Origin of the sequence: Pseudomonas moraviensis (assembly GCF_900105805.1) — a bacterium.
Lineage (GTDB): Bacteria > Pseudomonadota > Gammaproteobacteria > Pseudomonadales > Pseudomonadaceae > Aquipseudomonas > Aquipseudomonas moraviensis_A.
Genome location: NZ_LT629788.1, coordinates 2302845 through 2329262, shown reverse-complemented (window position 1 = coordinate 2329262; position 26418 = coordinate 2302845). Strand labels below are relative to the sequence as shown.

Here is a 26418-nt window from a genome sequence, read left to right as displayed (position 1 = left end):
AAGCAGATGATACCGAAAAGTGGCCACATGCTACTAAGCTTTACGAGGTTTCAGACAGCCCAAGATTTTCCCTCGCCCACTGCTCAGCCGTCGTGGCCTGAATCGCCCGCTGCTCATTGAACGTGCCCGCTTTCGGCCACGCCACACCTCGACCTTGGGCAAACACCGCGCGGTATTTTTTGATGTGGTGAGTGGGGTCTTTTTCCAGTTCCTGCATCAGGTGTGGCACTGTCCAGACGTTACGCTTGAAGGGCCGTCCGAGCACGCGTTCGAGAAGGCCCGCGACCTGTTCATAGGTCAGCGTGTCGCCCGACAGATACACGATCTCGTTGCGAAAACGCGGTTCGAAGAAAACGATTTTTGCGGTCAGCTTGCCGATGTCGTCCGGGGTCGTCAGCGTCACGCCGGTGTCCAGGCTGCCCAGGGCGTTAACGGTGTCGTTGTCGAAATCAACGACTTCAAATACTGGCTCAAACAGGAAGCTGGTAAACATGCCGGTCGAGATGATCACCCATTCGGTTTTGTCCTGCGCGCGCAGCAGTTCGCGCACGTCGAGCTGAGCATCGAACAGATCCTGCGGACTGCCCCGGCCGATCACTTCGAAGTCCACGCCAAACTGCCAGGGAAAGTAGCGTTTGATGCCCGACTTGAGCGCAGCAGTCGCCAGCTTCATCGGCGTCTCGCGACCAGCGACCATGCCGGCGCAGCCAATGACGGTATCGAACGGTGCGAAGACTTCGGCCAGTTCGTCGATTGAATCGTTGACCAGATCTGCCGCCACCATCTGCACGCCGAGACTGCGCAGTTCATCGATTTCGGCTTTCTTTTCCGGCACCTGACTGTTGATCGTCGAGGCCCTGAGCAGGACGCTGATCGTGCTGCCGGGCAAGCGCTTTGCTGCTCGCGCAAGGTTGCGCAAAACCGGCAGGCCGAGCTCGCCTGCGCCCAGGACGAGAATGGATTGCGCGGAAGGGTGGTTCGATTCGGTCATGATGTCTCCTGAGATCTGCATGTAAGATCGGCAAATGCTGGCACGATCGGGCAGCACTCAGAAGAAGGCACACGCGTGATACCAAGTGAAGAAATGACTGATCAGCAAGCGCTCAGTGAGGCAGAAGCGATCTGCCAGACGCTCAGACGAGACGATGATGGCGTGCGCCGCGAAGTGCTTGCACACGCCGGTAGTCGCTGGTCTTTGGGCATCCTGCATGCCTTGGGTGTCTACGGCACCATGCGTCACGCCGAGATCAAACGGCAGATGACCGGCGTGACTCAGCGCATGTTGACCAAAACCCTGCGTGCGCTTGAACGCGACGGCCTGCTGACCCGGCGCGAGCTCGACCAGGTGCCGCCGCACGTCGAGTACGAACTGACGCCATTGGGCATGGGATTGCTGGTGCGGATGTCGCCGATCTGGACTTGGGTGGTGGAAAACGTCGAGGGTTTCCGCGAAGCGCGACGCACCTTCGATAGCCAGATCGGCAAGAAACCCTCGTGGCAAATCCCTGTGCCGGCGCGGGACGATCCTGAAGCCTCAGACTGAGGTTTCGCGCTTCAGCTCAGCGGCACCGCGAATACGGCACTGGCGCGCGCGACCGTTCGCTCTCCGACGTGCAGACTGACGCCAGCAAACGCCAGTTGACGTCCCTTTTTGGAGTGTTCAAGACGCACTTCGAGCCATTCGTTGATTTGCACCGCACCGAGATAATCCAGGGTCATGCTCGCCGTGATCAACGGCTGCGGCGGATCGCTGGCAAAGGCCATGGCGTAACCCATCCCCACATCGGCCAAAGTCGCCAATACACCACCATGCAAAGTACCGCGTCCATTGGCGTGGCGGGAGTCGGTCAGTAAACCCAGTTCCAATTGCAGCCCCTGACCCCTGGCGTAGATCGGGCCGAGCAGATCCAGCAACGGACTGCTGCGGGTGAATGGAGTGAAGCCTTCGGGAATGGCCGTGGTGTTCATGATCCCATCCTGATGCAGGTGGCTGACCTGTGTGATTGGGCGAGGAAACACAGAAGGGGGCAAGCACTATGCGGATGGGGAATTTGCTGCGATAAGTGCTGTACACGGAACTGACAAGCAAGGAGCTACTGGGTGGATATTCAAATTCACATCGCGAGCGATGCGGATGCATCGGCTATCAGTGAAACGATCATCAAGACGCTCCGTGAGAGCAATGCCCGCGACTATCCTCCCGAAATCATTGATCGAGTGATTGAAAGTTTTTCGCCCTCGAAGATCCTTCGTTTTTTGACTGAGCGTCAGGTGCTGGTCGCTACGCTCGACAGTCAAATCGTCGCAACGGCAAGTCTCGATCGAGACGTTGTTCGAAGCGTTTTTGTCGACCCGGGCTTTCAAGGAATGGGTGTCGGAAGACAGCTGATGAAGAGCATACAATCACTCGCCATGGACGCAGGTTTCCACCTACTGCGCGTTCCTTCCTCAGTCACCGCAGAAGGCTTCTATGCTTCGCTCGGCTTCAAGAAAGTCAGAGATGAATTTCATCAAGAAGAGCGCACGATCATCATGGCGAAAACGTTGGAGCGGTAGCGTTCACCTAACGGTTGTGCGTGCCGAATGAGGCTTCCATCGCTGCGCGGTCATGGTCGAGCAGCCAGGCATGGTGTCGTTGATAGAGCTGCGAAAGTAGCTCGGTGTTGGTCCCAACCACGTCCATGCCTCTGTCGTCATAGGGAAAGACCATGACTCGCTTGTGCAGATTGAACAGGTAGACAGCACAGTTCGCACGCGGTTGGATGTCGGCGAAATCCTTGGCCAATGCGCACCAGAGTAATGCTTGAATGCGGGCGGCAGACGCTTCGAAGGCGACGTTGACCCAGTATTCCGGCTCTTCCTCACTGAACCATTCCTCGTTATCTATTTCTTCGCTCCAGATGCACAGCGCTGATGGAGTGTCGATGCCAGCAGATTTAAGGGCGCGAAGAGTGCTGCGATGGGCGAATCGATTGCGACCGGAATGAATGCGCAGGCATGCGACAAACGATGCGTCCCCCTGGAAAATGTCGCCGCAGATGGTTATGGATTTGCGCATAGCGGTCAAAAATTGCTCGATCATTCCGCCCGTTTCGGAGAGTTCGAAACGCAATCCTCCGGGCCAGGAATAGAAAAGCGGACGGGCGAATGCCTGGGGGCCAAATGCGTTTTCAATCTCAGCTCTCAGATTCACTTTCTTCCCTTCAATGTGGATTTCTGTGTGTTCAAGACGCGGGTGAAGTCAATGCGAAGACACAAACGGCGACGCAGTCGCCGGTGCCGGCAGCGCATAGGCCTGTTTCATCCACGCCACTTCGGCTAGCGGTGTGCGGCCGAAGAGGCGTTTGAAGTCACGGCTGAATTGCGAGGCACTTTCGTAACCGACCAGAAATGCCGATTTTGCCGCGGTCAGGTCATTGCGCAGCATCAGCAATCGCGCCTGGTGCAATCGCGTCGACTTCAGGTACTGCATCGGCGAGGAGTCGGTGACCTTGCGAAAGTGCAGATGAAAATTCGGCACGCTCATCTGCGCTTCATCGGCCAGGGTTTCTACGTCGAGATGCTGGTGATAGCAACTGTGGATCTTGTGGATGGCGCGGGTCACTTTGCCGAACTGGCCCTGTTGGGCGATGGCGGCGCGCAGGGTGCCGCCTTGTTCGCCGGTGAGGATACGGTAGTAGAGCTCGCGCAGCATAGCCGGGCCGAGGATTTGCGCGTCGGCATCGTCGCTCATCACTTCAAGAAAACGCAGGGTCGATTGGCGTAGCGGTTCGTCGAGCGGCGAGGCGTACATGCCCATCGGTTGGGATCTGGGGAAATCCCACAGTTCATCGACCTGCTGAATCAGCTCGCCGGCCAAGGCGAAATCCAGACGCACGTACACCGCGAGCATTGGCTCGGCTTCGCTGGCGTCGGTTTCCATGGTGAAGGGTACCGGCACCGACACCACCAGATAGTGCTGAGCGTCGTAGACGTAGACTTCATCGCCGAGATAACCGCGTTTACGCCCCTGACAAAGGATCACGATGCCCGGTTCGTACAGCACCGGCGTGCGTGTCAGCGGGCGGTTGGAGCGCAGGAAACGCACATCGTCCAGCGGGCTGAGGTTGTAGCCTTCCAGTGGTGCGAGCTGGCTCATCAACTCGACCATGCGCGTTGTGGGCGGGTCTTTCGGTTTCGGCATGGGTTGTGGGTCTCCTCTTGTGAAAAGGCGAGTTTGAACCTGTCTGGCTAATTGGCGGGGTGTCAGACAGAGCCCTCACCCTAGCCCTCTCCCAGAGGGAGAGGGGACTGACCGTGGTGTTTGGTCGGGATATGGCGACCTGAAAAATCGCGCCGAATGCTGACCGCGCTGATCTGGCGCAATAAGCCCTGCGGAAATCGTCCAGGCAGGCTCAGGATTTGAATCCACCCGAGATCGGCTCCCTCTCCCTCCGGGAGAGGGCTGGGGTGAGGGGCTCTTGATCTTCGTGCCTTCAGCCATCCGTCGAGCGGCTAAGGTCTTCCCATTGCTCAATACTCTCCGCCGTCTGCTGCAACTTGTCACGCACCAAGGCCAGAGCGTCACTGCCAAGTAGTAGGTGAGCCGGCGGGTTTGGACTGTCGATTACCGTCAGCATGGCGCGTGCAGCTTTCTGCGGATCGCCCAGTTGGCGGCCGTTTTTCTCCTCGCGGGCCTTGCGCACCGGATCGAAGCTTGCGTCGTAATCACTGATACTGCGCGGCGTGCGCTGCATCGAGCGGCCTGCCCAGTCGGTGCGAAACGATCCCGGCGCCACAGCGGTGACAAAAATATTGAAGGGCGCAAGCTCCTTGCTCAAGGTGTCGGAGATCCCCTCAAGCGCAAATTTGCTGCCGCAGTAATACGCGATCCCGGGCATGGTGATATGGCCGCCCATGGAGGTGATATTGAGGATATGTCCCGCACGGCGCTGGCGAAAATACGGGACGAATGCCTTGGTCACCGCCACTGCGCCAAACACGTTGACGTCGAACTGCCGGCGCATTTCCTCCAGTGAGGACTCTTCGAAAATCCCCTCATGACCGTAACCTGCGTTATTGACCAGCACATCCACCGGGCCGTGACGATCCTCCACCGCCGCAACCACCGCATCGATGGCAGCGAAATCGGTGACGTCCAGCAGCACGCCATGTGCGCGCTCGGGCGACAGCGCCTCGAAGTCTGCCAGCGCGGATTCACTGCGTACTGTGCCGATCACGCGATGGCCCTGGGCGAGTGCTTCCGCGGCCAGCGCTTGGCCGAAGCCGCTGCTGACACCAGTGATGAAAAGGGTCTTCATGGATCTTTACTCCTGCAGGCGATGAGAGAGGCCATGCTAGGGCGGATATCGCTGGCGGACGATGCCGAATCGGATCTGAGTATTGCCTGTTCCTATCAGTTTGGTTGTGATCAAGTGGTTCAGCGCTGGTCCCAAAAAGCGGAAAAGTCCTGCAGGTTTCAAACCCGCAGGACTTTTCTGTTCTGGGCATCACGCGCTTAGGCTGCGCGACGACCCGGGGTGCGGTCCGATCCGTCAGCGGCGAGTGCCTCACCCAGTGGGGTGCGGTCTGAACCGTCGGCGGCAACAGTCTGCTGTGGCTCGCTGACCTGGGTAAAGAAACGATCTTCCTGATTGCTCGGTACGGCGAATGCGCTGGCGCTGAGGGCGAAAGTGGCGACGGCGATCAGTTGGCTTACAGTTTTCATGGCGGTGACTCCGGTCAAATCGAGATTGAGGTCCGGGTCGTTCAGATCAGTATCTGGTTAACCCGTTGCAGAGGTGTGTTCTGCATGGGTTCAGATTAGGGGGCAGGGTGGTGTTGGCGTTAGGCAGATCCTGTTGGCGATTTGCCTGATTCTGTTGCGCTGAAGGGGGGCTCGTCAGCGTTCACTGAACGAGCCCAGCGCGCTTTCTATCGACGCAACAGGTCATCGACCGCCCGTATCGCCAGCGCATAACCGTCGGCGCCCATGCCGCAGATCACGGCATTGACCACCCCGGACATGATCGAGTGGCGATGCAATTCATCCCGTGCGTGGATGTTCGACAGGTGTAGTTCGATCAGCGGTGTGCTGAGCAACTTCAGCGCGTCGAGTACCGGGATGGAATGAAACGACAGACCGGCCGGGTTGATGATCACTGCTGCGCCTTGTTCGAAAGCTTCCTGAATCCAGTCGACCATCACGCCTTCATGGTTGGTCTGGCGAAATACGCAGAGCAGATCAAGTTCCTCGGCCAGTCGCTCACTGCCCAGACGAATCTGCTCGAGGGTGGTGTGCCCGTAAATATGCGGCTCACGGCGGCCCAATAGATTCAGATTCGGGCCGTTGAGGATAAAGACTGTGCGGTTCATGATCGTCCTGCAGCGTTATTTGGAGAGAGGGCGGGTGTGGCCGTGGTGTCGGCGTTGTCTGGCGTCACGGCGTTCAGGTCGATGCCGCGGGTTTCCGGGCCGATCAGGATCATCGCCAGCGAAATCAGATTGATCACCGCGCACAGCGTCACCAGGGGCCATGGCGAATTGTCGGACTGGCTCATCAGCCACACGGCAATCATCGGCATCGGGCCGCCGATCACCAGGTTGGCGCCGGTATAGGCGAGGGCCGAGCCGGAATAGCGCACCTGGGTGGGAAAGGCTTCGGCAAACGCCACTGGCTGGATGCCGCTTTGAAACTGGGTGAAGCCGAGGAACAGGCCCATGATTGCCATGATGGCGGCAACGTTCAGCGTGTTGAGAATCGGGAAGTAGACGAACAGGATCAGCAGGGTCATGCACGAGCCGAACGCCAGCGCTTTCTTGCGCCCCCAGCGATCAGACAGATAGCCGCCGGCCAACGCCCCGACAATCGCGAACACGTTGGCGACCATCAGCGACATGAAGCCTGTCGACTGGCTGAAGTCCAGATGCTTGGTCAGGTAGCTGAGGGAAAAAATCACGATCAGGTAGAACAGCGCCGCGGGCGAGCAGAAAAACAGCATCAGACGCAGGATGGTCTTGTAGTGGCTGCCCATGGCCGATTTGAGCGGGCTTCTTTCCTGTTTGACCGGGTTCTTCTTCAACGCGACGAAGGCCGGGGTTTCATCGACCTTCAGGCGGATATAGATCGCGACGATCACCAGCACGAAGCTCAGCAGGAAAGGAATCCTCCAGCCGAAACTTTCAAACTGTTCGCTTGAGAGGGTGGCAGCCAGCCCCATCAGCACGCCGTTGGCCAATATCTGACTCAGCGGTGAACACAGACCGAGCAACCCGGAATAGCGCCCGCGACGATCTGGAGTGGCATGTTCCAGCGCCATCAGTTGCGCCCCGGTGGATTCACCGCCCAGCGCGAAGCCCTGGATGATGCGCAACAGCACCAACAGAATCGGCGCGAGAATCCCCACTTGCGCATAGGTGGGCAACAGCCCCATCAGCACCGACGCCAGGCCCATCAGAGTGACCGTGGCGAGCATCAGATTGCGCCGGCCCAGTTTGTCGCCGAGGTAGCCACAGGTAATCGCGCCCAGCGGTCGGGCGGCGAGTCCGACCCCGAATGTGGCAAGCGATGCCAGCAGCCCGGCGGTCGGCTCCATGGCCGGGAAAAACAGCTTGGGCAGGATGGTTGCCGACACCGCGCCGTACAGGGTGAAGTCAAACCATTCCAGCGCAGTGCCGATGGTCGCAGCGGTCACCGCTTTGCGAGGCATGCGCAAATCGTGTTCGTGACTGATTGTGCTCATTGAGGGGCTCGTCATTATTTTTATGGTTACGGGGTCCCCGTACGATTGCGCTCAGCGCTGGCCTGGGCAGATCGTCGAAGTCAGTAGACAGTAGCCCATCCGGTCTAGAGAATAATTATCGAAATCACGATAAATAGATAAGCCAGCCTTATGGATCATTGAAATGGAATTGCGTCATCTGAAGGCCTTCGTGGTCGCCGCCGAGCTTCAGCATTTCAGCCGGGCAGCCGAACAACTGGACATCGCGCAACCGGCGCTGAGCCAATTGATGCGTACGCTGGAAGCTGAATTGGGGCTGGCATTGTTCCGCCGGGAAAACCGTAGCGTGGTGTTGACGGCCGCCGGCGAGGCATTCCTGCCCCACGCGCGGCAGTCCATAGAGGCCAGTGAGCGGGCGACGGCGGCCGCACGACGTGCACGGCGCGGTGAGGTCGGCGAAATCAACATCGGTTATCACTCGGCGTTGTTCGAGGCCAACCTGCCGCAATTGCTGCGGCATTACTTCAGCACATTCCCTGAAGTCAAAGTGTCGCTGGTGGATGCCGGGATCCGAGCGCAGTTCGACATGTTGCTTGATCACAAGCTCGATCTGGCATTTGCCCGCGTGTTCAAGGATCACTTGCCGGATCGTCTGCGCACCCATCATTTCAGCCTGTCACGGCTGGTCTTGCTGATCCCGGACAACCATGAACTGGCGGACAGCTTCAGCGGTGAGCTGGCGACACTGCGCCACGAGAAATTCGTGCTGTTGCAGGACAGCGCCGGCATCGGCCTGACCTCGCATACACTGCAGGCGTGCCGACAGAACCAGCTGCATCCCGAGAACATCATGTACGTACCGTCGCTGATGAGCATCCCGGGCCTGGTGGCGGCGGGCATCGGCTTGAGTATCGTGCCTGAGGCCGTCACTCGTTTGAGCATGCCGGGCATTCGGATCATCCCGCTGAATCAGGCGGAAATGGTCAGTGAGCTGTCGCTGATTTCGCGCATCGACGAGCGCTCCAGTGCAGTGCTGCACTTTATCGAAGAGGCGCAAGGCTGGGAGTGAGGGGGCAGGTCTTCAGTCCTGCACCCACGCAGCATGTAACTGCACAAACCGCACCTGCAGCCATTCGATGAACACTTGCACCTGCGCCGGCAGATGCGTGGGGCTCGGATACAGCAGCGACACCGGTCGAGGCAGCGGACGCAGCGGTTGCAGAATTTCCACCAGCGCACCACTGGCCAAATGCTCGGCCACCGCAATACCCGGCGCCTGAATAATCCCGAAGCCTGACACGCCACACTGCACATAAGCGTTCGATTCAGTCACGGTAATACCCTTGCGGCTGACGTAGGTTTTCTGTTTGCCCTCAACTGTAAACTGCCAGGGCAAGGTGCGGTTGTTCTGGCCCGAGAGAAAGTTCACGCCTTGATGGTTCGCCAGATCTGCAAGCGTTTCCGGTGTGCCGTGCTCGCGCAAATACTCGGGCGCGGCGCAGGTGACCATGGTCGCCAAGGCGATGGGGCGGGCGATCAGGGTTGAGTCGGGCAGCTCGCCGATGCGCAGCGCGCAGTCGATGCCTTCGCCGACCAGATCAACCGCGCGATCGGTGACGCCCAGCACCATGTCGATGCCGGGGTAGGTGTCGGTGAATTCGCGCAGGCTTTTGATGAATTCCAGCTGCGCGAACGCGGTGGGAATGTCGATGCGCAGGCGGCCGGACAGCGTGGCTCCGGTGCGATCGAACATGGTGGTGGCGGCGGTGATCTCGGCCAGAATTTCCTGGACCCGCTGATAGAAAAGCTCACCCTCGGCAGTGAGTGCCACTTTCCTTGTCGTGCGCTGGAACAGGCGCACGCCCAGCGACGTTTCCAGTTCCTGAATATAGCGAGTGACCTGCGGCCGGCCGATGTCCAGCGACTCGGCGGCTTTGGTGAAACTGCCCAGCTCCGCGAGTCGGGCGAACAGGCGCATCGATTGCAGTAATTCCATGACTTTCCCGGTGAGCTTCAGTGTCGGGTTTTGTTGCCTGAGAATAGAACAATCATGTCTGTTTCCAAGCATTTATTGCGCTGCTGTTAAAGCCAATCATGGGCTCAAGGCAAACCTGCTGAGGGTTTGCGGCCAATAACGTGTATTTGGAGGCTCACCATGAAAGCGTGGTTACTGAAAGATTTCGGGCTCTACAATCTGCAACTGGGCGAGACGCAAACGCCGCAACCCAAGGCTGGCGAGCTGCTGGTCAAGGTCGGCGCGGTCTCGCTGAATTTTCGCGACAAGGCCATCGTTGACGGTATCTATGAGCCGCACCTGGTGCCGAAACCGCTGATTCCGGTCAGCGATGCCGCCGGTACCGTGGTCGCCATCGGTGACGGTGTGACTCGTTTCAAGGTCGGCGACCGGGTCAATTCGCATCTGTACTCGCGCTGGCTGGACGGCGAGCCGGGGCCGAACGAACCGGATTATTGCTTCGGTTCGCCGTTGCCGGGCGGCTTGGCCGAGTACATGATCATCCACCAGGACAGCGCCGTCGGCGCGCCGGCCAATATGAGCGATGAAGAGGCGGCGACCCTGCCAATCGCTGCGCTCACCGCGTGGTACTCGCTGGTGGATTTCGGCGCGATTCAACCGGGCCAGACCGTGTTGGTGCAGGGCACCGGCGGCGTATCGATCTTCGCCGTGCAGATCGCCACCGCGCTGGGCGCCAAAGTCATCGCAACCTCAAGCAGCGATGACAATCTGCACGCGGTAAAACGGCTGGGCGCGGTCGCCGGCATCAACTACCGCAGCACGCCGAACTGGGCGGAAGAGGTGCTCAAACTCACCGAAGGCAAGGGTGTGGATCTGCTGCTCGATGTGGCGGGAGGCAACGGCATTAATCAATCAGTCGCGGCGACCAAGGCCTCGGGGCGGATTGCGCAGATTGGCTTTCTGACAGGGCAGACCGTCGAGTTGAACCTGATGCCGCTGATCTTTCGCCAGACCACTATTCGCGGCATTGCGGTGGCACCGCGCTCATCGTTCGACCGGATGAACGTGTTCCTCGCCGAGCACGACATTCGCCCGGTGATCGACCATGTGTATCCGTTCGAACAGGCGCGCGAGGCCTATGAGCATCTGGCGAAAGGGGCGTTTGGCAAGGTTGTGATCAAGGTGAGCTGATCAGCGCAAACGTCAGACAAACCAAGGCCAGTCAGCTCAACTGACTGGCCTTTTCTTACGTCTGTCTTAGCGCAAATCCTCCGGCTGCATCGTCAGAATAATCTTCCCGACATTCTGCGAAGATTCCATCCGCCTATGGGCATCGGCTGCGCGGGATAGCGGGAAGGTGCTGTCCACCACCGGTTCCAGGCCCGCCGCGCCGGCGAAGCGCTCCAGCCAATGTTCGCGAAAGCGCTGGATCATCGCGTGCTTCTCCGGCTGGGTGCGCGACTTCATCACCGTGCCGATGATTTGCAGGTGCCGGTAGAGGATGTGCTCCAGCTCCATGTCGACCCTGCCGCCGCCGCCAAGAATGCCTACCTGCACCAGGCGACCGCCGTGGGCCAGCGAGGCGATATTGCGCGCGAAGTAGGGGGCGCCGATGAAGTCGATGATCACGTCGACGCCGCGTCCGTTGGTTTTGTCGGCGATGACTGCGGCGAAATCCTCGGTCTTGTAGTCGATGGCCACGTCGGCGCCCAGATGTTCGACACGCGCCAGCTTGCTGCCTTCGGTGGTCGCGTACACCGTGGCGCCTGTAGCGTAGGCCAGTTGCACGGCAGCGGAACCGACGCCACCGGCGGCGGCATGGATCAGCACCGAGTCACCTGACTTGAGTCGGGCCAGGTGCAGCATCGCTTCGTGGGCAGTGACGAACACTTCGGGAATCGCCGCTGCGTGCACATAGTCGAGCTGCGCTGGAATCGGCATGGCCATGCGGTAGTCGATGCGCGCCAGTTCGGCGTAGGCGCCGCCGCCGACCACGCCCATCACCCTGTCGCCGACGGCGAATCCGCTGACCTCGCTGCCGGTCTCCAGCACTTCCCCGGCAATCTCCAGGCCGATGATCAACGAGTCGCCGAAGTTCGCATGGCCGTAGCCGCCGGTTCGGTGGGTCAGGTCGGCACGGTTCACGCCGGCCGCGTAGACGCGCACCAGCAGATCGGTCGGGCGCACTTCAGGGTTGGGAGCTTCGCCAAGTTGCAGCACTTCTGCCGGGCCGAACTCTTTCAGGTTGATGCCTTTCATCTCAGCGTTGCTCCGTGTCGGCAAGGGTGGCATTGGCGATCGCCGAGGCAGTGATGGCGCCCGGGAATCCGACGTAAAAGGCCAGGTGAGTGATCGCCGCCGACAACTCTTCATGGCTCACGCCATTGCTGACAGCGCGGCGCAGGTGCGCGGGCAATTCTTCACAGTGGCCGCCGGCAATCAGCGCGGCGACAGTGATCAGGCTGCGCTCGCGGGGTGCCAATGCGGGGTCACTCCAGATCTGCGGGTACAGCGTTGAGTCAACGAATTGCGCCAGTTTCGGGGTGAAGGCGCGGGCGGCTTCGCGAGGGCTGCTGAAATCGATAGTCGACATGGAAATCCCCTTAAACCTGGCTGATGAATTTGTTGGTGAGGTAGTGCTCGATGCCTTCGATGCCGCCTTCGGAACCGTGGCCGCTTTCCTTCATGCCGCCGAACGGCAGCTCGGTGGCGACGATGCGGTACTGGTTGATGCCGATCATTCCGGCTTCCAGGCCATCGGCCACGTCGATCGCGGTGCGCGCATTGGAGGTGAACGCGTAGGCCGAGAGGCCATAGGGCAGGCGGTTGGCTTCTTGCAGCCCGTCGCTCAGTTCATCGAAAGGCATCAGTATCGCGATGGGGCCAAAGGGTTCTTCGTGCATGATTCGCGCACTCATCGGCACATCGGCCAGAACAGTGGGCTGGAAGAAGAAGCCTGCGCCCGGCAACGCTTCGCCACCGGCGAGCACCCGCGCGCCTTTCTCGACGGCGTCGGCGATCAGTTGCTCCATCTTCGCCAGTTGCCGTGGGTTGGCCAGCGGCCCGACCTGGGTTTGCGGATCCATGCCATCGCCGATTTTCAACGCCTGGGTGGCCGCAACGAAGTGCTCGACAAACTCGGCATAGGCCTCGCGCTGGATCAGGAAGCGAGTCGAGGAAATACACACCTGACCGGTGCCGCGAAAGCGATTGGCGACCCCTTCCACAGCAGCCTTTTCGATGTCGGCGTCAGCAAACACCAGCACCGGGCCGTGGCCGCCCAGTTCCAGTGTGATCGGCTTGACGCCTTCGGCGGCACGGGCCGAGAGCAGGCGACCGATTGGCACCGAACCGGTGAAGGTCACTTTGCGAATGATCGGTGAGGCAATCAAATGGCTGGACACTTGATCCGGCACGCCGAACACCACTTGCAGCACGCCTTTGGGCAGGCCGGCATCGTCCAGAGCCCGGGCCAGGGCCAGCGCGGTGGAAGGGCTTTCCTCGCCGGGCTTGAGCACCACACTGCAACCGGCGGCTAGCGCTGCCGAGAGCTTGCGCGCCGGGGTGATGGCCGGGAAGTTCCACGGTGTGAATGCCGCGACCGGGCCAATCGCCTGGCGTTTGACCAGTTGCAGTACCCCCGGTCGATTGGCCGGCACGACACGGCCGTCGATGCGTCGTGCGCTTTCGGCGAACCACTCGAAATACTCCGCCGCACGGGTCACTTCATCGAGGCTTTCGCGCAGTGGCTTGCCTTCTTCCAGCGTCATTTGCGCAGCGATTTGCGGGGCGCGTTCGAGGATCAGGTCGGCGGCGCGCTTGAGGATTTTTGCGCGCTGGTCCGGCACGGTCTGGCGCCATTGGTCGAAGCTCAGTCGGGCCACTTCGAGGGCGTGATCCAGGTCTTCGGCGGTGGCCAGTGGCACCTGGCCGATTTCCTCGCCGGTCGCCGGGTTGACCACCGCAGCGGTCGCGCGGTCTTGGGCGGTGAGCCATTGACCATCGATGAAGAGATAGAGCGGATCGTAAGGAGTGTTCATGGATGTCGCCTTCATGGTTGAGGATTCATTCGGCGCCTTGTACGCAGTGGTTCAGGCGTCCCGTGGAATCCAGTCTATGGAAGGCGCGCCGTTTGATTTAGCCGGCCGCGAGGGAATCACTGTTGTCCCAGAGGGTAATATCGAGCGCAGCAGCGAGCGTGTAGCATCCGACGTATCCGCAGTGAGTGGCAGGTCTACAGGACGATCAGGATGGACAAACTTTCAAACATGTCGGTGTACATCAAGGTAGTCGAGATGGGTAGTTTCACTGCCGTGGCCAACCATCTCGACTCCACCGTCGGTAACGTATCGCGTGCGGTCTCGGCGTTGGAAAACGTGCTCGACACCCGCCTGTTGCAGCGCTCCACACGGCGTCTCTCGGTGACCGACGCGGGCCGGCGGTTTTATGAGCGCTGCGTGAAGATTCTCGCTGACCTGGAAAGCGCAGAAGCCGAGGCGAGCAATGCCGCCTTGCAGCCACGAGGGACGTTACGCGTGCACTGTGTGCCCGGACTGGCGCGGCAATTGGTGACCGGCGCGGTGTTGGAATATCGCCAAGCGTTTCCCGAAGTGACCGTCGATTTGATGCTCTCCCAACGCATGCCCAATCTGCTTGAGGATCAGTTGGACGTGTCCATTCTGATCGCGCGCACGCTACCGGATTCGGCGTATGTCAGCCAAAAGATCGGCGTCAGTCACTGCGTACTGGTGGCCTCCCCGGAATACCTGGCGCGGCACGGCGCACCCGAGACGCCGGAACAGCTTTGCGATCATCAATGCCTGCTGCTCGGTACCGTGGATTACGTACGCGATGAATGGCAGCTCAAAAGCAAGGCAGGCGACGCGACGTTCATCCCGACCGGGCCGAGTTTCAGCGTGAATGATATGGATGCAATGGCCGTGGCCATTCGCGAAGGGGCGGGGATTGGTCTGTTGGCAGGCTTCACGGCGATCGACGATTTGCGTGCCGGCAGGCTGGTGCGGGTACTGCCTGATTACCACACCTATGAGCGCAATGTTTATGCCGTCTACACGTCTCGCCAGTTTGTCGATGCGAAGATCACGCGATTCATCGATACGTTGAAAACCCGGGTTGGCGCGCAGCTGGCGAGCACTGCTGAGGAACTTGTCGATTGAAGCGGTAAAAGCATTTGCGTCTCAGCGAAGCCACTCTGAGACGCAATGGGGTGCGAGGTATTGGCTTGATCAGCCGTTGCTGCAGCCGCTGCCCATGACCTCGTATTGCAGGATGTGCTGCTTGCCTTGGGAATCCTGATAGGTCATGTGCACCGGCACTACGGCGCAGACATCCGGCACGGGATCTTCCGAGATGATTTTGGCGACGTCGAGGTGAGTGGCGTAGGTGTATTGCTCGACGGGAGGCGTGGTAGTCGAGTCCTGGGCCATGACCACCGAGCTGAAGCCGAAGAGTGCGAGGACGAGCATTGAGACTTTCATGGGTGTTTTCCTTTGCCGAAGTTGAGTGTGCTGCTGGAACGAACTCTATGCGGCGGCTGGCGGGGGAAACAGGCGCGGATCGGGTAAAGACTGTTTACGGTTTGAGCCACAATCGGCATGGGGTGAACGATCGCGCAGGGTTCAGCGCAAACAAAAAAAGGCGCCGGTGAGGGCGCCTTTTGCTTGTCTCGGTTTTTTACGGCTCGCCATGCAATCGGCAGCTACGAAAGCGCCGGGCTCATTTCGGCGGATTTCGCTGAGTAACTTGCCACTCGCGCCGAAATCCACTCCCGACTGTAAGCCAGCACATTCTCAGCAGTGGCCGTGGGAAAGTGAATAAACCCATGCGGACACTCCGGCAGCACATGCATTTCCACCGGTGCGGCGTGTCGCCAGCGCTCGGCGATGAGCCGCGTGTCATCCAGCAGCGGATCGAGCTCACCGGCAAACAGCAGCGCTGGCGGCAGTCCGCTGAAATCGCCATACAGCGGCGACAGCGGTGGCTGGCGTCGTTGTTCGTCGCTGATATCCGGCGTAAGCAGGCGTAACGCTTCGACCATCCCGGGGCCGTCGAGCACCAGAGTATCGGCGGGTGCGGTGCGCACGCTGGGCGTGCCGGTCAGGTCGTAGACGCCGTAATACAGCAGCGCGCCGCAGATCCGTTGCAGCAGTTGCGGCGAAGATTCAAGGGCGAGCAGGGTGGCCGCCGCCAGATGCCCACCGGCCGATTCGCCGACGACTACTACGGGCAATCCGGCAAATTCAGCATTGTTCAAGATGCCGCGCGTGGCGCGCAGACAGTCTTCCAGCAAGCCCTCGATTGGCGTCGACACCGCCAGCCGATAATCCACTGACACCACCGCCACGTCACAGGTGTTGACGATGGCGATGTTGAAGTGGTCGTTCATCTGCGCATTGCCGATCACCCAGCCGCCGCCGTGGAAATCCACGACAACACCTTTGGCTTTGCCCTTGGGGCGGATGATGCGTACCGGCACCGTGTCGATGATCATCCGGTCGGCGGTCAGCCCATGCTGGCGCAGCTTGCCAGCGCCGCCGATCTGACCCGCCCGCAACAACGCCTGAATCAGCCGTGGGGTGACTCGATTGCGCACCTTGAAGCGCGGCAGCCAGGCGAGCTTTTTGTTGAACGCGCGCACCTGCGTCAGCTCGCACTCGCCTTGCGGCCAGGGAAAATCGCTCACAGGCGATTTTTCATCAGGATCGAGCAGTTCAGCGCCAGTGCAACGCACAGCCACGCCAGGTACGGGAACAGAATCAGCCCGGTGACCACGTCCAGTTGCAGCGCGAGCACGACCATCACCGCGACGACCACCCACAGCACCGCCAGAATCACCAGCGCCGCCAGCACCTGATGCGCGCCGAAGAACACCGGCGTCCACAGCGTATTCAGAGCGATTTGCGCGGCCCACAAGGCCAGCACTGTTTGGCTGCCGGGGATCAGGCTCAGGCGATAACCGGCCCAGGCCAGCAGCAGGTAAATGATTGTCCAGGCCACAGGAAACGCCCAGTTGGGCGGGGTGAAAGAGGGTTTGGTCAGCGATTCATACCACGGGCCGGGTTTGAACATCACGCCAGTGGTTGCCGCCGCCGCGCAGGCCAAGAGGAAGATGAAAAAGGTCATTGCCAGTCCTTAGCTGTGATCAGCTGTTATGGAGAGTTAAGAAGAGGACGCTCCGCTGCGCAAAAAGTTTGTTTGCAAACACAAAATGGCAGGCAAGTTGAACTAAAAACTGACCGTCGCGTCAGGATAAACAGTGCCTTTTCCCACCGACGCGGACGACGACATGTACACCTATCACATCGAATACCGTTTCAACGGCGAGCCTCGTACTTATCTGCTCGAACTCAAGGACGCGCAACTGGCCGAGCACGACGCGGCGATGCATCTGCTGCAACTACATCTGGGCGATGCCGAAAACAGCCTGGTCATGCCCACGGCGGATTCGACGCCAGAGCAGATTCTCGAGCAGGCCGAGCGGGTAGGGATTACGGATATTCGGGTGGTCAGCCGGGCTAATTGACCTTCAACTGCGGCGCAGGCGGCGGCAGGACCTGACCCGGATTCACGCCATGCGCCGCAGTGCAAGCGCCATCCCCGCGCCCACGAGACCCATGCAAGCGATCAGCACCGGGAAAGACATCCACCATGGAACGCCGGACGTCATCATGCTGAACTCCGACATGCCGCCGATGCCGGCAATCAGGTTCAACGGAAGGAACACGACGTTGATCAGCGTCAGCTTGCGCAGCGCCCGGTTCATGCTGTTGTTGGCGAGATTGCCATGGGACTCGATCAGGTTGGCGAACACCTTGGCGTGAATTCTGGCCTGCTGGAAGCTTTGTTCGTTTTCCACGATCAGGTCGTTCAGCGATTCCAGTTGACCGTCACTGAAGCCTTGGCGTTGGCCGTGGTTGCGCAGCAGCGTCAGCACTGCGCCGTTACTTTGAATCGCATTCACGTAGTACACGAGGCTTTCGCTCAGGTTGTACATCTGCGCCAGTTGCTGATTGTCCATCGCACGGGTGAATTGATGCTGAATCTCCCGGGCGATCTGTTTGACCACGCGCAGATGCCCGAGGTAGTGATGAACGCTTTCAGCGAGCAACGCCATCAGCACATCCAGTGGCCCGGTCATTTGCGCATCTTGCTCAAGGCTGGAGAGCAGCGAGTTGCTCGCACAAATAACCACCAGGCGCTTTTCGCTCAGCACCACTCCGAATGACGAGACGTTGAATGCTCGCCCGTCGAAGCTTTCCGGGCGCTTCCAGATCAGGAACAGGTGATCCGGTTTGATTTCGATCCGGGCCACCTCGTCCGGATCCAGCGATGACTCCAGCACTTGAGCGCCAATGCCCAGACTTGTTTGCAGCGTCGATTGCTCGACGGCGTTCGGGGCGACGGCCAGCCAGACAGTCGCCTCGTCTTCGGTGCCCTGGCGCAGTGCGCCGCAATCAATGCAATAGCGTTCAATCATCGCTCACCACGCCTGGCCACGGTGTTTGAGCTCGAGCCTTTGCGTGAACGCTTGCAGCACGCGCCGATACAGCTCGTCGCCCAGCACCGCGTCTTCGATGCCGGCGTCGAGGTTGGGGTTGTCGTTCACCTCGATGACCAGAACCCGATCGCCCGCCTGCTTGAGGTCGACGCCGTAGAGGCCATCGCCGATCAGCCCTGCCGTCTGTACCGCGAGTTGCACGACGTCGGGCGGTGCTTGCTCGACGGGCACCGCCTCGCACATGCCGTTGATCTCGCCGGGCAGGGCCTTGTGGTTGTAAATCTGCCAATGCCCCTTGGACATGAAGTACCTGCAGGCATACAGCGCCTCGCCATTGAGCACCCCGACGCGCCAATCGTATTCGGTGTAGCAGTACTCCTGCGCCAGCAGCAGAACCGAGTGCTCGAATAATTCCTGCGCAGCCGTGGCCAGCGCTTGCGCATCGGTGACCTTGATAACCCCCCGTGAAAAACAGCCATCGGGGATTTTCAGTACCAAGGGAAAACCCAAGCGACGCCCGACATTTTCAAGTTCCTGCGGACGATCCTTGTAGAGGATTTCCGTTACGGGCATGCCCAGACCTCGGCGCTTCAACAGGTCGGCCAGATAAACCTTGTTGGTGCAGCGCAGGATGGACGACGGATCGTCAATCACCACAAGGCCTTCGCTTTCCGCCTTCTTGGCAAACCGATAGGTGTGATCATCCACTCGCGTGGTTTCGCGGATGAACAGCGCATCGAATTCGGCGAGCCGCGCATAGTCCTTTTTCTCGATCAGCTCGACATCGATGCCCAGCTGTTCGCCCGCTGCGATGAAACGCTGCAATGCCTCGGGGTTCGAGGGCGGTAGGGCTTCGTCAGGATCATGCAGGATGGCCAGGTCGTATCGGGCCACACGTTTGGAGGCTGGCTGACGCCACGTCCTGCGATTGAAAGCATCCAGTGCATCAGCGAAAACGTGCTGCTGTTCGTCGCGAAGCCTGTGCAGCGCCCCGGCTTTGATGCCCGCAATCTGCCAGGTTTCACCACGGCGAAACTCCACCAGCAGGATAGGGCAGGGGAACGCCTCGAACAGCTGACGGCCGATCTCTTGCAGCGGCTCGATCGAGGCCTTGCCGAAGTACAGCGACAGCGTGAAAGCCTCGGTTTCGCCGTATGGATGGTTGGCCAGCGCCCGCTCCAGGGTGCGTTCCAGATCGTTCAGCCCGACCCCGTAAAGCGCTTTGCGCGCCAGCTCGCTGACGGTGCGAACCGAGGGGAACACCTTGTGCCCGCGCGCCTCGGCCAGCAGTGAGCAGTAATAGCCCTGGCCGAGGTATTTGTAGTTGCGGCAGAGGTTGATGACTTGGGTGCGATGAGGAAAATCGTCGCTGTGTTCAAGGTAATCCTGAGCGAGCATCAGGCTCTCGCTGGGCAAGTAATCAGCCCAGTCATCCTTGCGTTCGACCAGTATGAGCAATCGACTCCCCGAGGGCTTGATACTGGGAGGTTCCTCGCTGAGGGAGATTGTCGAATGCTCGGTTTTGTCTAATACTTCGTTCACGTTGGCTTGCACCGCTGACATGAGTAATGAATCCCTGTTGAAGAAGACGCCGCTTCAATAAATCACGGGCCACTGGGCCTGTCCCGGTTCGTTACTCAAACTTTACGGTGCGGTCATGTCTTTTGATTTTCGCTTTGCGTCGATGGACGATATCGACGATCTGCTCGAACTGGAGCGGGCGTGTTTTGCCCTCGACAGATTGAATCAGCGCAACTTCAGCTGGATGCTCAGTCGAGCCAATGCGGCGCTGATTGTCGCTACATCGGACGCAAGACTTGCCGGTTATGCCTTGGTGCTTTTTCACCGCGGCACTTCGCTGGGGCGCTTGTATTCCATTGCCGTCAGCCCTGTGTGGCGCGGACATGCGCTTGGCCAGCGTTTGCTGGAGGAAGCCCAGGCCTGCGCATTGGCGCGCAATTGCGCATGGCTGCGCCTGGAGGTGCGCGCGGACAACAGCGCTGCCATCCGCCTCTACGAAGCCAACGGCTATCAGCGCTTTGCCAGCGTCGAGGACTATTACGAAGACCACTGCGAGGCGTTGCGCTACGAGAAGCGCATCCTGTGCGAAGCGCCCGCACCCGCCCGCCAAGTGCCGTACTACCAGCAGACCACCGAATTCACCTGCGGCGCGGCGTGCCTGCTGATGGCGATGTCCGCCATCGATCCGACCCGTGCCATGACCCGAGCGGAGGAAATCCAGCTATGGCGCGAGGCAACCACCATTTTCATGACCGCCGGCCACGGTGGCTGCAGCCCTCAGGGCCTCGCATTGGCCGCCTGGCGGCGCGGTTTCGATGTGCGCCTGGAGGTCAGCCACCAGGGCTCGCTTTTTCTTCACGGCGTACGCAGCACAGAGAAAAAGTCGATCATGCAGCTGGTCGAGGATGGTTTTGCCCAAGACCTGGCGACCACGCAAGTGCAGCAGGTGCTGGCGTCAAGTCTGGATGTCGGTGCGGCGTTGGCGGCCGGCTACAAACCGGTGGTGCTGATCAGCAGCTACCGATTCACCCGCTTGAAAGCGCCGCATTGGGTGATCATCACCGCGTGTGACCAGGACTTCGTCTATTTGCATGATCCGGATGTCGATCACAGCAAGTTGAAACGCGGCCTGGACTGCCAGCACTTGCCGGTCAGTCACCAGGAATTTCTGCGCATGACGGTATTTGGCGTACAGCGGGTTCGCGCAGCGGTGATGCTGCGCTCCCGTTGAGGCGTGGGTGGCTAGGCGCCGAGCCCTTCATCGCCGATACAGTAGCGATCCCTGCCTTTTTGCTTCGCTGCATAAAGCAGCTTGTCAGCCGACTCGATAAGAGTGGCGGGGGTCACTTCATGTTCGGCCGGTTTGCCAACCGCAATACCTGCACTGGCAGTGACGTGACCCTGCGGATGGGCTCTGTGCTCCAGCCGCAAGGAGCGAATAGCCTCAAGTATTTCCTGGGCCACAAGCGCCGCCCCGCGAATATCCGTGTTGGGCAGCAACACGGAGAATTCCTCGCCGCCATAACGCACGGCCAGATCACCGGGCCGTTTTACCGCTTGCGCAATCGCTTGGCCGACAGCGCTGAGGCAATCGTCACCCGCCGCATGGCCGTAGGTGTCGTTGTAGAGTTTGAAGTGATCAACGTCGAGCATGATCAATGAAATCGACGACCCCTGACGTCTGGCCAGGCGAATCTCGTCGGCCAGCGCGGTGTCCAGGCGGCGGCGGTTGGCCAGGCCGGTCAGGCTGTCGGTCAACGCCATGTCCTTCATGGCCTGGTGTGCCTTGCGCAGATCCTTTTCCATCACCATGCGTTGGCGCAATTGCCTCAAGACAATCAGCCCGAAGACCGTGAACGCCGTGATTACCGACATCAACACGAATCCGGTTTTGATCAGGTCCCAGCGCCACGGCGCAATGATCGATTCGCGGGAAAGTCCGGTTTCAACCACCAGCGGGTACGTGGTCAAGGCTCGGTAACCGTACAAACGCTGGGTGCCGTCGACGATGGCTCGGACCTCGGCGATACCTTGGTTGGAATAGGGCAGGTAGTTCTTGAAAACCTCACTGTCGGCCAGGCTCTGACCGATCACCGAGGCGATAAAGGGGCGGCGTACGAGGATCGTGCCGTTGCGTAGCGCCAGGACCAGCGCACCTTTGTCGTCGATCTTGAAATCTCCGTAATAGTCGACGAAGTAGCTGACCTTGATCGTCCCCAGCAGCACGCCGGCAAAGGAGCCGTCCGGGTTATTCAAGCGACGCGAAATCGGGATGATCAGGTCATCGGTGGATTTGCTTTTGACGACATCGCCGATGCGCACGTTTCGATCGGTGTGGGTGCGGTGATACTGGAAGTAATCGCGGTCGGCGTTGTTCGCCGGGTCCGGGATGATTTCCTTGTCGGTGACGATCCAGTGCCCGTCCGGCCCGTAAATGAACAGGCCGTGCAGCTGCGGCATCAGCTTGGCCTGCTGGACCAGCAACTTGTGGATGCGTGGCACGTCAATGTTCTGCAAACCATCGCCTTCGACGCGCTCGCCCAGCGCGGCGGTCAATACGTCGACCTGGCGAATGGCGTCCTCGGCATGCTGTGCTGTCGCCCGCGCGAGGTTGGTGACCGAATCCCGGGCTGACGAAAACGCGGAGTGGTAGTCACGCCACGTCCGCCATCCTTCCACTCCCAGAAACGCCAGAATTACCGTCAGCATGAAGATCACGGTCAGGCGGAAAGCGGCTATCTCGCTGGCAGCTTTGATGGGAGCGGTTTCTGCGGCGTCATGCCCTTTGCTGTCGGGCAGTTTACGACCGAGCATGTGAAGGTCCTTATGCTTGTCATCTCTCATCTCCTGAAAGATGACCATCCGTTTCCACTGGGGATTCAATTTATTGCCTTGGGCAAGCGGCGGCCATTGGATCGTTCAAAGCGGTGCCGGGTCAACATCTGTAATTGAAACGCGCTTTAGGGTGAGACTTGTGAGTGAAATCATCACGGCCGGTGACTTGAACATCGATCTGCACACCGCCAGCGAAACCGGGCTGTTCAAATGGCTGCTTGCCAGTTTTCTGATGGGCAAAAGGATTCAGGGCGCCATCGCCGCCAAGGCGTACCAAGTCATAGTAGAGCAGCATCAGAAAGACACGCCGCAAAAACTCGCGCAGTGTACGCATCGGCAACTGGTGTCGATGCTGGGGCAGGCGCGTTACGTGCGCTACGACGAGAGCACGGCAGCGCGCTTACTCGCGTTGGCCAACAAGCTCAACAGCGAGTATGCCGGCAAGGTCAGTAACATCGTGGCAGCGAGTGCGGATCGTAAGGCGCTGGAGAAGCGCCTGTCCGAGTTCGAGGGGATAGGGCCGAAGACTGTCGAGATCTTCATGAGGGAAGCGGCTGCGGTGCTGTATTGAGCTTACGGCTTGCCGATGCACAAGGCCGCTACACACCGCTCACATCGCAACAAACCTTCCCGCCAGTTCGCTCACTATGATCAGCGTTCCGCCGGCAAATATTGCACAACCCAGCAGAAACTGGACTCCAGGAGCGACGGTCAGGCCTGAGGTGACGCTCGGATTTTTATGCGTTCTCATGTCGCGCTCCTGTCACCGATGAAAACGTTCGGCCATGTCCACTGAGCGGCTTCGCTGTGCGGATGCGCGTTTGGCAACCATGGGCATCATGGCTGGGGTGTCATCGAGTGGTGGCTGCTCGTCCGATGGCTGGACGGTAGTCTCGTCGGCGAAATTATTCGGGAGCAGGGTGCCCAGACCGAATACATTCACCGCCATGCTGACTTTCAGCCCGCGACAGGCCTGTCGGCAGTCCAGTTCGAAACCAGCGGAGGCCTGCTCCATCAAGCGTTGAAAATGTTCAGAGGTCAGTGCCAGGACTTTGCTGCTTTTCATGTTGTTCTCCTTGAGCAAGTGGCGACCCCGGGACGGGGCCGCCGGGACTGGGTTCAGACATCTCTGCCTTGCACATAACCGGAACCCAGATCAGCACCGGTCACCGGTTCGCTGAGTGGGTCAGAGGCTGTGCGGGTCTTCATCGCTTCCAGCACTTGTTCGTCTTCAGCAGGAAGGTTGACGGTCGCCAGACCATCGCCGCCGTCGACCGCCGGCTCTGGGTTTTCCACGTACTCCCACGCACCGCCCTCGTTCCACGGGCCACGAACGTTGGGTTCGCCAGACATGTTGAAGTACTTGTTGGTGAACTCCGGCATGCCCGGCAGTTTGCCCTGGGGGAAGTTTGGCTGGATCGAATGCAGGGCTTTTTCGAACGACTGTTGATGGGCAATTTCCCGCGTCATCAAAAAGCCAAGCGCCTCTTTCACGCCAGGGTCATCGGTGATGTTGATCAAGCGTTCGTAGAGAATTTTCGCCCGCGCTTCAGCTGCGATATTGGAACGGAAATCGGCGGTCGGCTCGGTGATCGAATCCACATACGCCGCTGTCCACGGCACACCGGCCGAATTGACCAGAGGCGCGCCTGCGCCATAGAGCAGGCTGGTGATGTGCGAGTCATTGCCGGCGCCATTCAGCGCGCGATACAGCTCGCCTTCTTCCTGAACGCCCTCGGCGAGTTGCCCCTTCGCACCTTTGTTGAGCATCACGATGATCGAACCGACCACCTCCAGATGACTCAATTCCTCGGTGGCAATGTCCAGCAGGAGATCTTTGCGCCCCGGATCTTCCTCGGCCAGGGCTTGAGTGAAGTAGCGCGCTGCCGCGGCCAATTCGCCATTGGCGCCCCCGAATTGTTCCAACAGCAGATTGGCCAGACCGGGATTGGGCTCGGCCACTCGAACGGTGTACTGAAGTCGCTTGTTATGTATGAACATTCAAATTTTCCTCAGACCAGGCTATCGCGCAGTCACCCTTGTGGGTGTGAGCGCATGCATAGTTGTGAGGAGCGGGTGGGGCGGAAATTTCGTTTATTGCGAGGCGGCAGGACGGACGGCAGAGGGCGGAAAGTTCCGGAAACAGGACGGTTGGCTCAGGGTCAGGGTTCACCCGTGACATCTAGAATCAAAAGCCCCTCACCCCAGCCCTCTCCCGGAGGGAGAGGGAGCAGACCGGGTCGTTCTGTGGAGATAAGCAGACCCGATTTAAGCGTCAGGCGATCTTCAACGCTCTCAGCACCACCAGCGTTTGCTCGGCAAACACCTGGGCCTGTGCGGTCAGTGCGGCGATATTGGCTTCGGGCGTGAGCAGCGGCTGGCCGTTGTCGACCAGCACTTCACCTTGTTCGCTGATCACGCCCCATGCCAGTTGTGCCCACTCGGCTGGTTGCTGTTTGCCTTGTTTGATCGAAATCAGGAACAACTGCTGGAAGCGGCTGACCGTGACGCCACCACCCGTGACCGGGCTGGCCAGGGTCTGGATGTTGGCGCCGTACAGCGAGCGTTTGCACAGTTGCAGATTGAGTGCAGCGCAGCGCCCGCTGACCTGCGATTCGGCGGCCTCGCTCTGGCACGGTGCGACGGCGCCCATGCCGATCAGCACGGCGAGGGCTTGTTCGATGTCGTCGTACGCCAGCGCAGCCTCGGACAGCAGCTGACGCATCGATTTGGCGGCATAGTCCTGCGCCGCCAGCGCATCGAGTACCGGGCCGTAAATCTCCGGTTGCAGGGTCGCTTCGCCGGCAGGACCGGTGACCGAGCCTGCCACGGTGTCCCAGGGTTGCAGCAGCACAAAACGCGTGTGGAGCATTCGCGCGCGGCGTTCGGCAGCGGACAGGCGGGTCGCGCCACGCACGTACAGATCGCGGCGGAAGTGCTGGTTGACGAAGTAGTCACGCGCTTGCTCGCGCATGACCGGGTGTTCGATGGTTTCCAGAAAATCCATGCCTTCAGCGCTCAGGTTGAGCGGGTCGACCGAATCCAGCGGCACGGCGGTGGTGGCGTAGTCGAGTTTGGCCGGGGCCAGCGCATCGACCATGTCGGCAAAATACATGCAGTTCCAGTCGCGGTTGAAATATTCATGGGCGACGTAGTGACGATCCTGGCCTTTGATGCTCTGCAACCGCGCCCCGAGACTCGGTGCCGCAGCGGCGTATTTCGGGTTGGCAGCGAGCAGTGCTTCGGAAAATTGCAGCGCGGCGTCGATGCGCTGATCGGAGCGCGATGAGGCATTGGCAAAGCGGTCGTGCAGGCTGAACAGGTTGCGCAGGGGCGCCGACGGCGACCAGCCCGGAAAGCAGTTGTAGCTGACGTAGAGCATGCCGCCGGGTTTCAGGTGGCGGCGGGCGAATTCGACGATGAGTTTCTGGTTGTCGCGGCTGACCCAGGTCCAGATGCCGTGCAGGCTGATGCTGTCGAACTGTGGCAGGTCATTGCGCGCCAGCAGCTGTTCGAAACTGTCGTCATACAGACGGGCGCCGTTGTTGGCGGCAGTCGCGAGGTCGATGGCATGGGCCGCCATGCCCGGGTGAAAATCCGTGCCGACAAACGAGCCCGGGTTGGCCGTGGCGTGGATGTTGATCGATACGCCCTGACCAAAGCCCAGTTCGCAGTGCACGCCGTCGTTGCTGTCCAGCGTGGCGAAACCGCGCAACAACAGGCAGTAACGCAGGAATACCGGATTGATCTCCCGGCTATAGCTGTAGGTGTAGCCTTCGTCGGTGAAATAACCTTCGTTCCAGGCGTTGCTCATGGGGGCGGTCTCTTGTTCTCGGAAGTGATGGCAGTCTTATAAGGGGTTGTCGCTG

30 protein-coding genes are annotated in these 26418 nt (G+C 59.9%); 8 read left to right on the top strand and 22 right to left on the bottom strand.

Annotation, left to right across the window (positions count from 1 at the left end):
* Positions 1–40: 40 nt before the first annotated feature.
* Positions 41–991: an aromatic alcohol reductase gene (locus BLU71_RS10440; protein WP_042610208.1), complete on the bottom strand. Its 951-nt coding sequence runs from the start codon at positions 989–991 to the stop codon at positions 41–43.
* A gap of 93 nt (positions 992–1084) precedes the next feature.
* Here BLU71_RS10440 and BLU71_RS10435 point away from each other — a divergent pair, with 93 nt between their 5' ends.
* Positions 1085–1543: a winged helix-turn-helix transcriptional regulator gene (locus BLU71_RS10435; RefSeq protein ID WP_042610209.1), complete on the top strand. Its 459-nt coding sequence runs from the start codon at positions 1085–1087 to the stop codon at positions 1541–1543.
* Between the two features lie 11 nt (positions 1544–1554).
* Here the strand turns inward: BLU71_RS10435 and BLU71_RS10430 are convergent, their stop codons facing one another.
* Positions 1555–1968 (bottom strand): PaaI family thioesterase, encoded by a 414-nt coding sequence (locus BLU71_RS10430; RefSeq protein ID WP_042610210.1) that lies wholly within the window; start codon positions 1966–1968, stop codon positions 1555–1557.
* A gap of 132 nt (positions 1969–2100) precedes the next feature.
* Here BLU71_RS10430 and BLU71_RS10425 point away from each other — a divergent pair, with 132 nt between their 5' ends.
* Positions 2101–2556, top strand: a complete 456-nt coding sequence (locus tag BLU71_RS10425; protein ID WP_065617104.1) for a GNAT family N-acetyltransferase — start codon at positions 2101–2103, stop codon at positions 2554–2556.
* A 7-nt stretch (positions 2557–2563) separates the two neighbouring features.
* On the opposite strand, the gene BLU71_RS10420 is transcribed toward BLU71_RS10425, so the two are convergent.
* The 6 genes from BLU71_RS10420 to BLU71_RS10395 form a co-directional block, all read right to left on the bottom strand.
* The gene (locus BLU71_RS10420; RefSeq protein ID WP_083353014.1) at positions 2564–3193 is read right to left on the bottom strand and encodes a DUF3885 domain-containing protein; all 630 of its coding nucleotides are present in this window, start codon (positions 3191–3193) and stop codon (positions 2564–2566) included.
* Positions 3194–3241: 48 nt separating this feature from the next.
* On the bottom strand, positions 3242–4183 hold the full coding sequence (locus tag BLU71_RS10415) for an AraC family transcriptional regulator (protein ID WP_083353013.1): 942 nt from the start codon (positions 4181–4183) through the stop codon (positions 3242–3244).
* Between the two features lie 292 nt (positions 4184–4475).
* Positions 4476–5300, bottom strand: a complete 825-nt coding sequence (locus tag BLU71_RS10410; RefSeq protein WP_083353012.1) for an oxidoreductase — start codon at positions 5298–5300, stop codon at positions 4476–4478.
* Between the two features lie 197 nt (positions 5301–5497).
* On the bottom strand, positions 5498–5707 hold the full coding sequence (locus BLU71_RS10405) for a hypothetical protein (RefSeq protein WP_042610215.1): 210 nt from the start codon (positions 5705–5707) through the stop codon (positions 5498–5500).
* A 206-nt stretch (positions 5708–5913) separates the two neighbouring features.
* Positions 5914–6354, bottom strand: coding sequence for a type II 3-dehydroquinate dehydratase (locus BLU71_RS10400; RefSeq protein WP_064361889.1), 441 nt, complete (start codon positions 6352–6354; stop codon positions 5914–5916).
* Positions 6351–7721 (bottom strand): MFS transporter, encoded by a 1371-nt coding sequence (locus BLU71_RS10395; RefSeq protein WP_083353011.1) that lies wholly within the window; start codon positions 7719–7721, stop codon positions 6351–6353. Before BLU71_RS10395 ends, BLU71_RS10400 begins: the two co-directional genes overlap by 4 nt.
* Positions 7722–7884: 163 nt before the next feature.
* Here BLU71_RS10395 and BLU71_RS10390 point away from each other — a divergent pair, with 163 nt between their 5' ends.
* A complete protein-coding gene (locus BLU71_RS10390) occupies positions 7885–8769 on the top strand; it encodes a LysR family transcriptional regulator (protein WP_042610218.1) in 885 nt (294 codons plus the stop codon).
* Positions 8770–8781: 12 nt separating this feature from the next.
* On the opposite strand, the gene BLU71_RS10385 is transcribed toward BLU71_RS10390, so the two are convergent.
* Positions 8782–9696: a LysR family transcriptional regulator gene (locus BLU71_RS10385; RefSeq protein ID WP_083353010.1), complete on the bottom strand. Its 915-nt coding sequence runs from the start codon at positions 9694–9696 to the stop codon at positions 8782–8784.
* Between the two features lie 159 nt (positions 9697–9855).
* Between BLU71_RS10385 and BLU71_RS10380 the strand changes: the two genes are divergently transcribed.
* A complete protein-coding gene (locus BLU71_RS10380; protein WP_083353009.1) occupies positions 9856–10866 on the top strand; it encodes a zinc-dependent alcohol dehydrogenase family protein in 1011 nt (336 codons plus the stop codon).
* A 66-nt stretch (positions 10867–10932) separates the two neighbouring features.
* On the opposite strand, the gene BLU71_RS10375 is transcribed toward BLU71_RS10380, so the two are convergent.
* Genes BLU71_RS10375 through BLU71_RS10365 form a run of 3 tightly spaced genes read right to left on the bottom strand, consistent with a single transcriptional unit; the run spans position 10933 to position 13715 of the window.
* Positions 10933–11934, bottom strand: a complete 1002-nt coding sequence (locus BLU71_RS10375; RefSeq protein WP_083353008.1) for an NAD(P)H-quinone oxidoreductase — start codon at positions 11932–11934, stop codon at positions 10933–10935.
* A gap of 1 nt (position 11935) precedes the next feature.
* A complete protein-coding gene (locus tag BLU71_RS10370) occupies positions 11936–12268 on the bottom strand; it encodes a carboxymuconolactone decarboxylase family protein (RefSeq protein WP_064361883.1) in 333 nt (110 codons plus the stop codon).
* 10 nt (positions 12269–12278) lie between these two features.
* On the bottom strand, positions 12279–13715 hold the full coding sequence (locus BLU71_RS10365) for an NAD-dependent succinate-semialdehyde dehydrogenase (protein ID WP_083353007.1): 1437 nt from the start codon (positions 13713–13715) through the stop codon (positions 12279–12281).
* 210 nt (positions 13716–13925) lie between these two features.
* On the opposite strand from BLU71_RS10365, the gene BLU71_RS10360 reads away from it, so the two are divergent.
* Positions 13926–14852: a LysR family transcriptional regulator gene (locus tag BLU71_RS10360; RefSeq protein WP_064361881.1), complete on the top strand. Its 927-nt coding sequence runs from the start codon at positions 13926–13928 to the stop codon at positions 14850–14852.
* A 69-nt stretch (positions 14853–14921) separates the two neighbouring features.
* Here the strand turns inward: BLU71_RS10360 and BLU71_RS10355 are convergent, their stop codons facing one another.
* The 3 genes from BLU71_RS10355 to tspO all read right to left on the bottom strand — a co-directional run bounded on the left by BLU71_RS10355 (position 14922) and on the right by tspO (position 16818).
* Positions 14922–15173, bottom strand: coding sequence for a DUF2790 domain-containing protein (locus BLU71_RS10355; protein WP_083353006.1), 252 nt, complete (start codon positions 15171–15173; stop codon positions 14922–14924).
* A 221-nt stretch (positions 15174–15394) separates the two neighbouring features.
* On the bottom strand, positions 15395–16378 hold the full coding sequence (locus BLU71_RS10350) for an alpha/beta hydrolase (protein WP_083353005.1): 984 nt from the start codon (positions 16376–16378) through the stop codon (positions 15395–15397).
* Positions 16375–16818, bottom strand: coding sequence for a tryptophan-rich sensory protein TspO (tspO, locus tag BLU71_RS10345; RefSeq protein ID WP_039758892.1), 444 nt, complete (start codon positions 16816–16818; stop codon positions 16375–16377). The genes BLU71_RS10350 and tspO overlap by 4 nt, the downstream gene beginning before the upstream one ends.
* Before the next feature lie 133 nt (positions 16819–16951).
* On the opposite strand from tspO, the gene BLU71_RS10340 reads away from it, so the two are divergent.
* Entirely contained in the window at positions 16952–17218 is a 267-nt protein-coding gene (locus BLU71_RS10340; RefSeq protein ID WP_083353004.1) for a hypothetical protein, read from the top strand.
* A gap of 42 nt (positions 17219–17260) precedes the next feature.
* Here BLU71_RS10340 and BLU71_RS10335 read toward each other — a convergent pair whose 3' ends face one another.
* The gene (locus BLU71_RS10335) at positions 17261–18172 is read right to left on the bottom strand and encodes a magnesium transporter CorA family protein (RefSeq protein ID WP_042610228.1); all 912 of its coding nucleotides are present in this window, start codon (positions 18170–18172) and stop codon (positions 17261–17263) included.
* A 3-nt stretch (positions 18173–18175) separates the two neighbouring features.
* Complete coding sequence (locus BLU71_RS10330; protein WP_042610229.1) at positions 18176–19756, bottom strand: RimK family protein; 1581 nt, start codon at positions 19754–19756, stop codon at positions 18176–18178.
* Between the two features lie 94 nt (positions 19757–19850).
* Between BLU71_RS10330 and BLU71_RS10325 the strand changes: the two genes are divergently transcribed.
* Entirely contained in the window at positions 19851–20945 is a 1095-nt protein-coding gene (locus BLU71_RS10325; protein ID WP_083353003.1) for a GNAT family N-acetyltransferase/peptidase C39 family protein, read from the top strand.
* 11 nt (positions 20946–20956) lie between these two features.
* Here the strand turns inward: BLU71_RS10325 and BLU71_RS10320 are convergent, their stop codons facing one another.
* A complete protein-coding gene (locus BLU71_RS10320; protein ID WP_083353002.1) occupies positions 20957–22528 on the bottom strand; it encodes a sensor domain-containing diguanylate cyclase in 1572 nt (523 codons plus the stop codon).
* 160 nt (positions 22529–22688) lie between these two features.
* Here BLU71_RS10320 and BLU71_RS10315 point away from each other — a divergent pair, with 160 nt between their 5' ends.
* Complete coding sequence (locus tag BLU71_RS10315; RefSeq protein WP_083353001.1) at positions 22689–23120, top strand: DNA methylase; 432 nt, start codon at positions 22689–22691, stop codon at positions 23118–23120.
* A gap of 39 nt (positions 23121–23159) precedes the next feature.
* Here the strand turns inward: BLU71_RS10315 and BLU71_RS27310 are convergent, their stop codons facing one another.
* The 4 genes from BLU71_RS27310 to BLU71_RS10300 form a co-directional block, all read right to left on the bottom strand.
* Positions 23160–23300, bottom strand: coding sequence for a hypothetical protein (locus BLU71_RS27310; RefSeq protein WP_156889229.1), 141 nt, complete (start codon positions 23298–23300; stop codon positions 23160–23162).
* A 12-nt stretch (positions 23301–23312) separates the two neighbouring features.
* Positions 23313–23615 carry a hypothetical protein gene (locus tag BLU71_RS10310; RefSeq protein ID WP_064361875.1) on the bottom strand — a complete coding sequence of 101 codons (303 nt, stop codon included), beginning with the start codon at positions 23613–23615 and terminating at the stop codon, positions 23313–23315.
* A gap of 53 nt (positions 23616–23668) precedes the next feature.
* Positions 23669–24550: a manganese catalase family protein gene (locus BLU71_RS10305; protein ID WP_042610233.1), complete on the bottom strand. Its 882-nt coding sequence runs from the start codon at positions 24548–24550 to the stop codon at positions 23669–23671.
* Positions 24551–24824: 274 nt separating this feature from the next.
* Positions 24825–26363 (bottom strand): class I SAM-dependent methyltransferase, encoded by a 1539-nt coding sequence (locus tag BLU71_RS10300; protein ID WP_083353000.1) that lies wholly within the window; start codon positions 26361–26363, stop codon positions 24825–24827.
* Positions 26364–26418 lie beyond the last annotated feature (55 nt).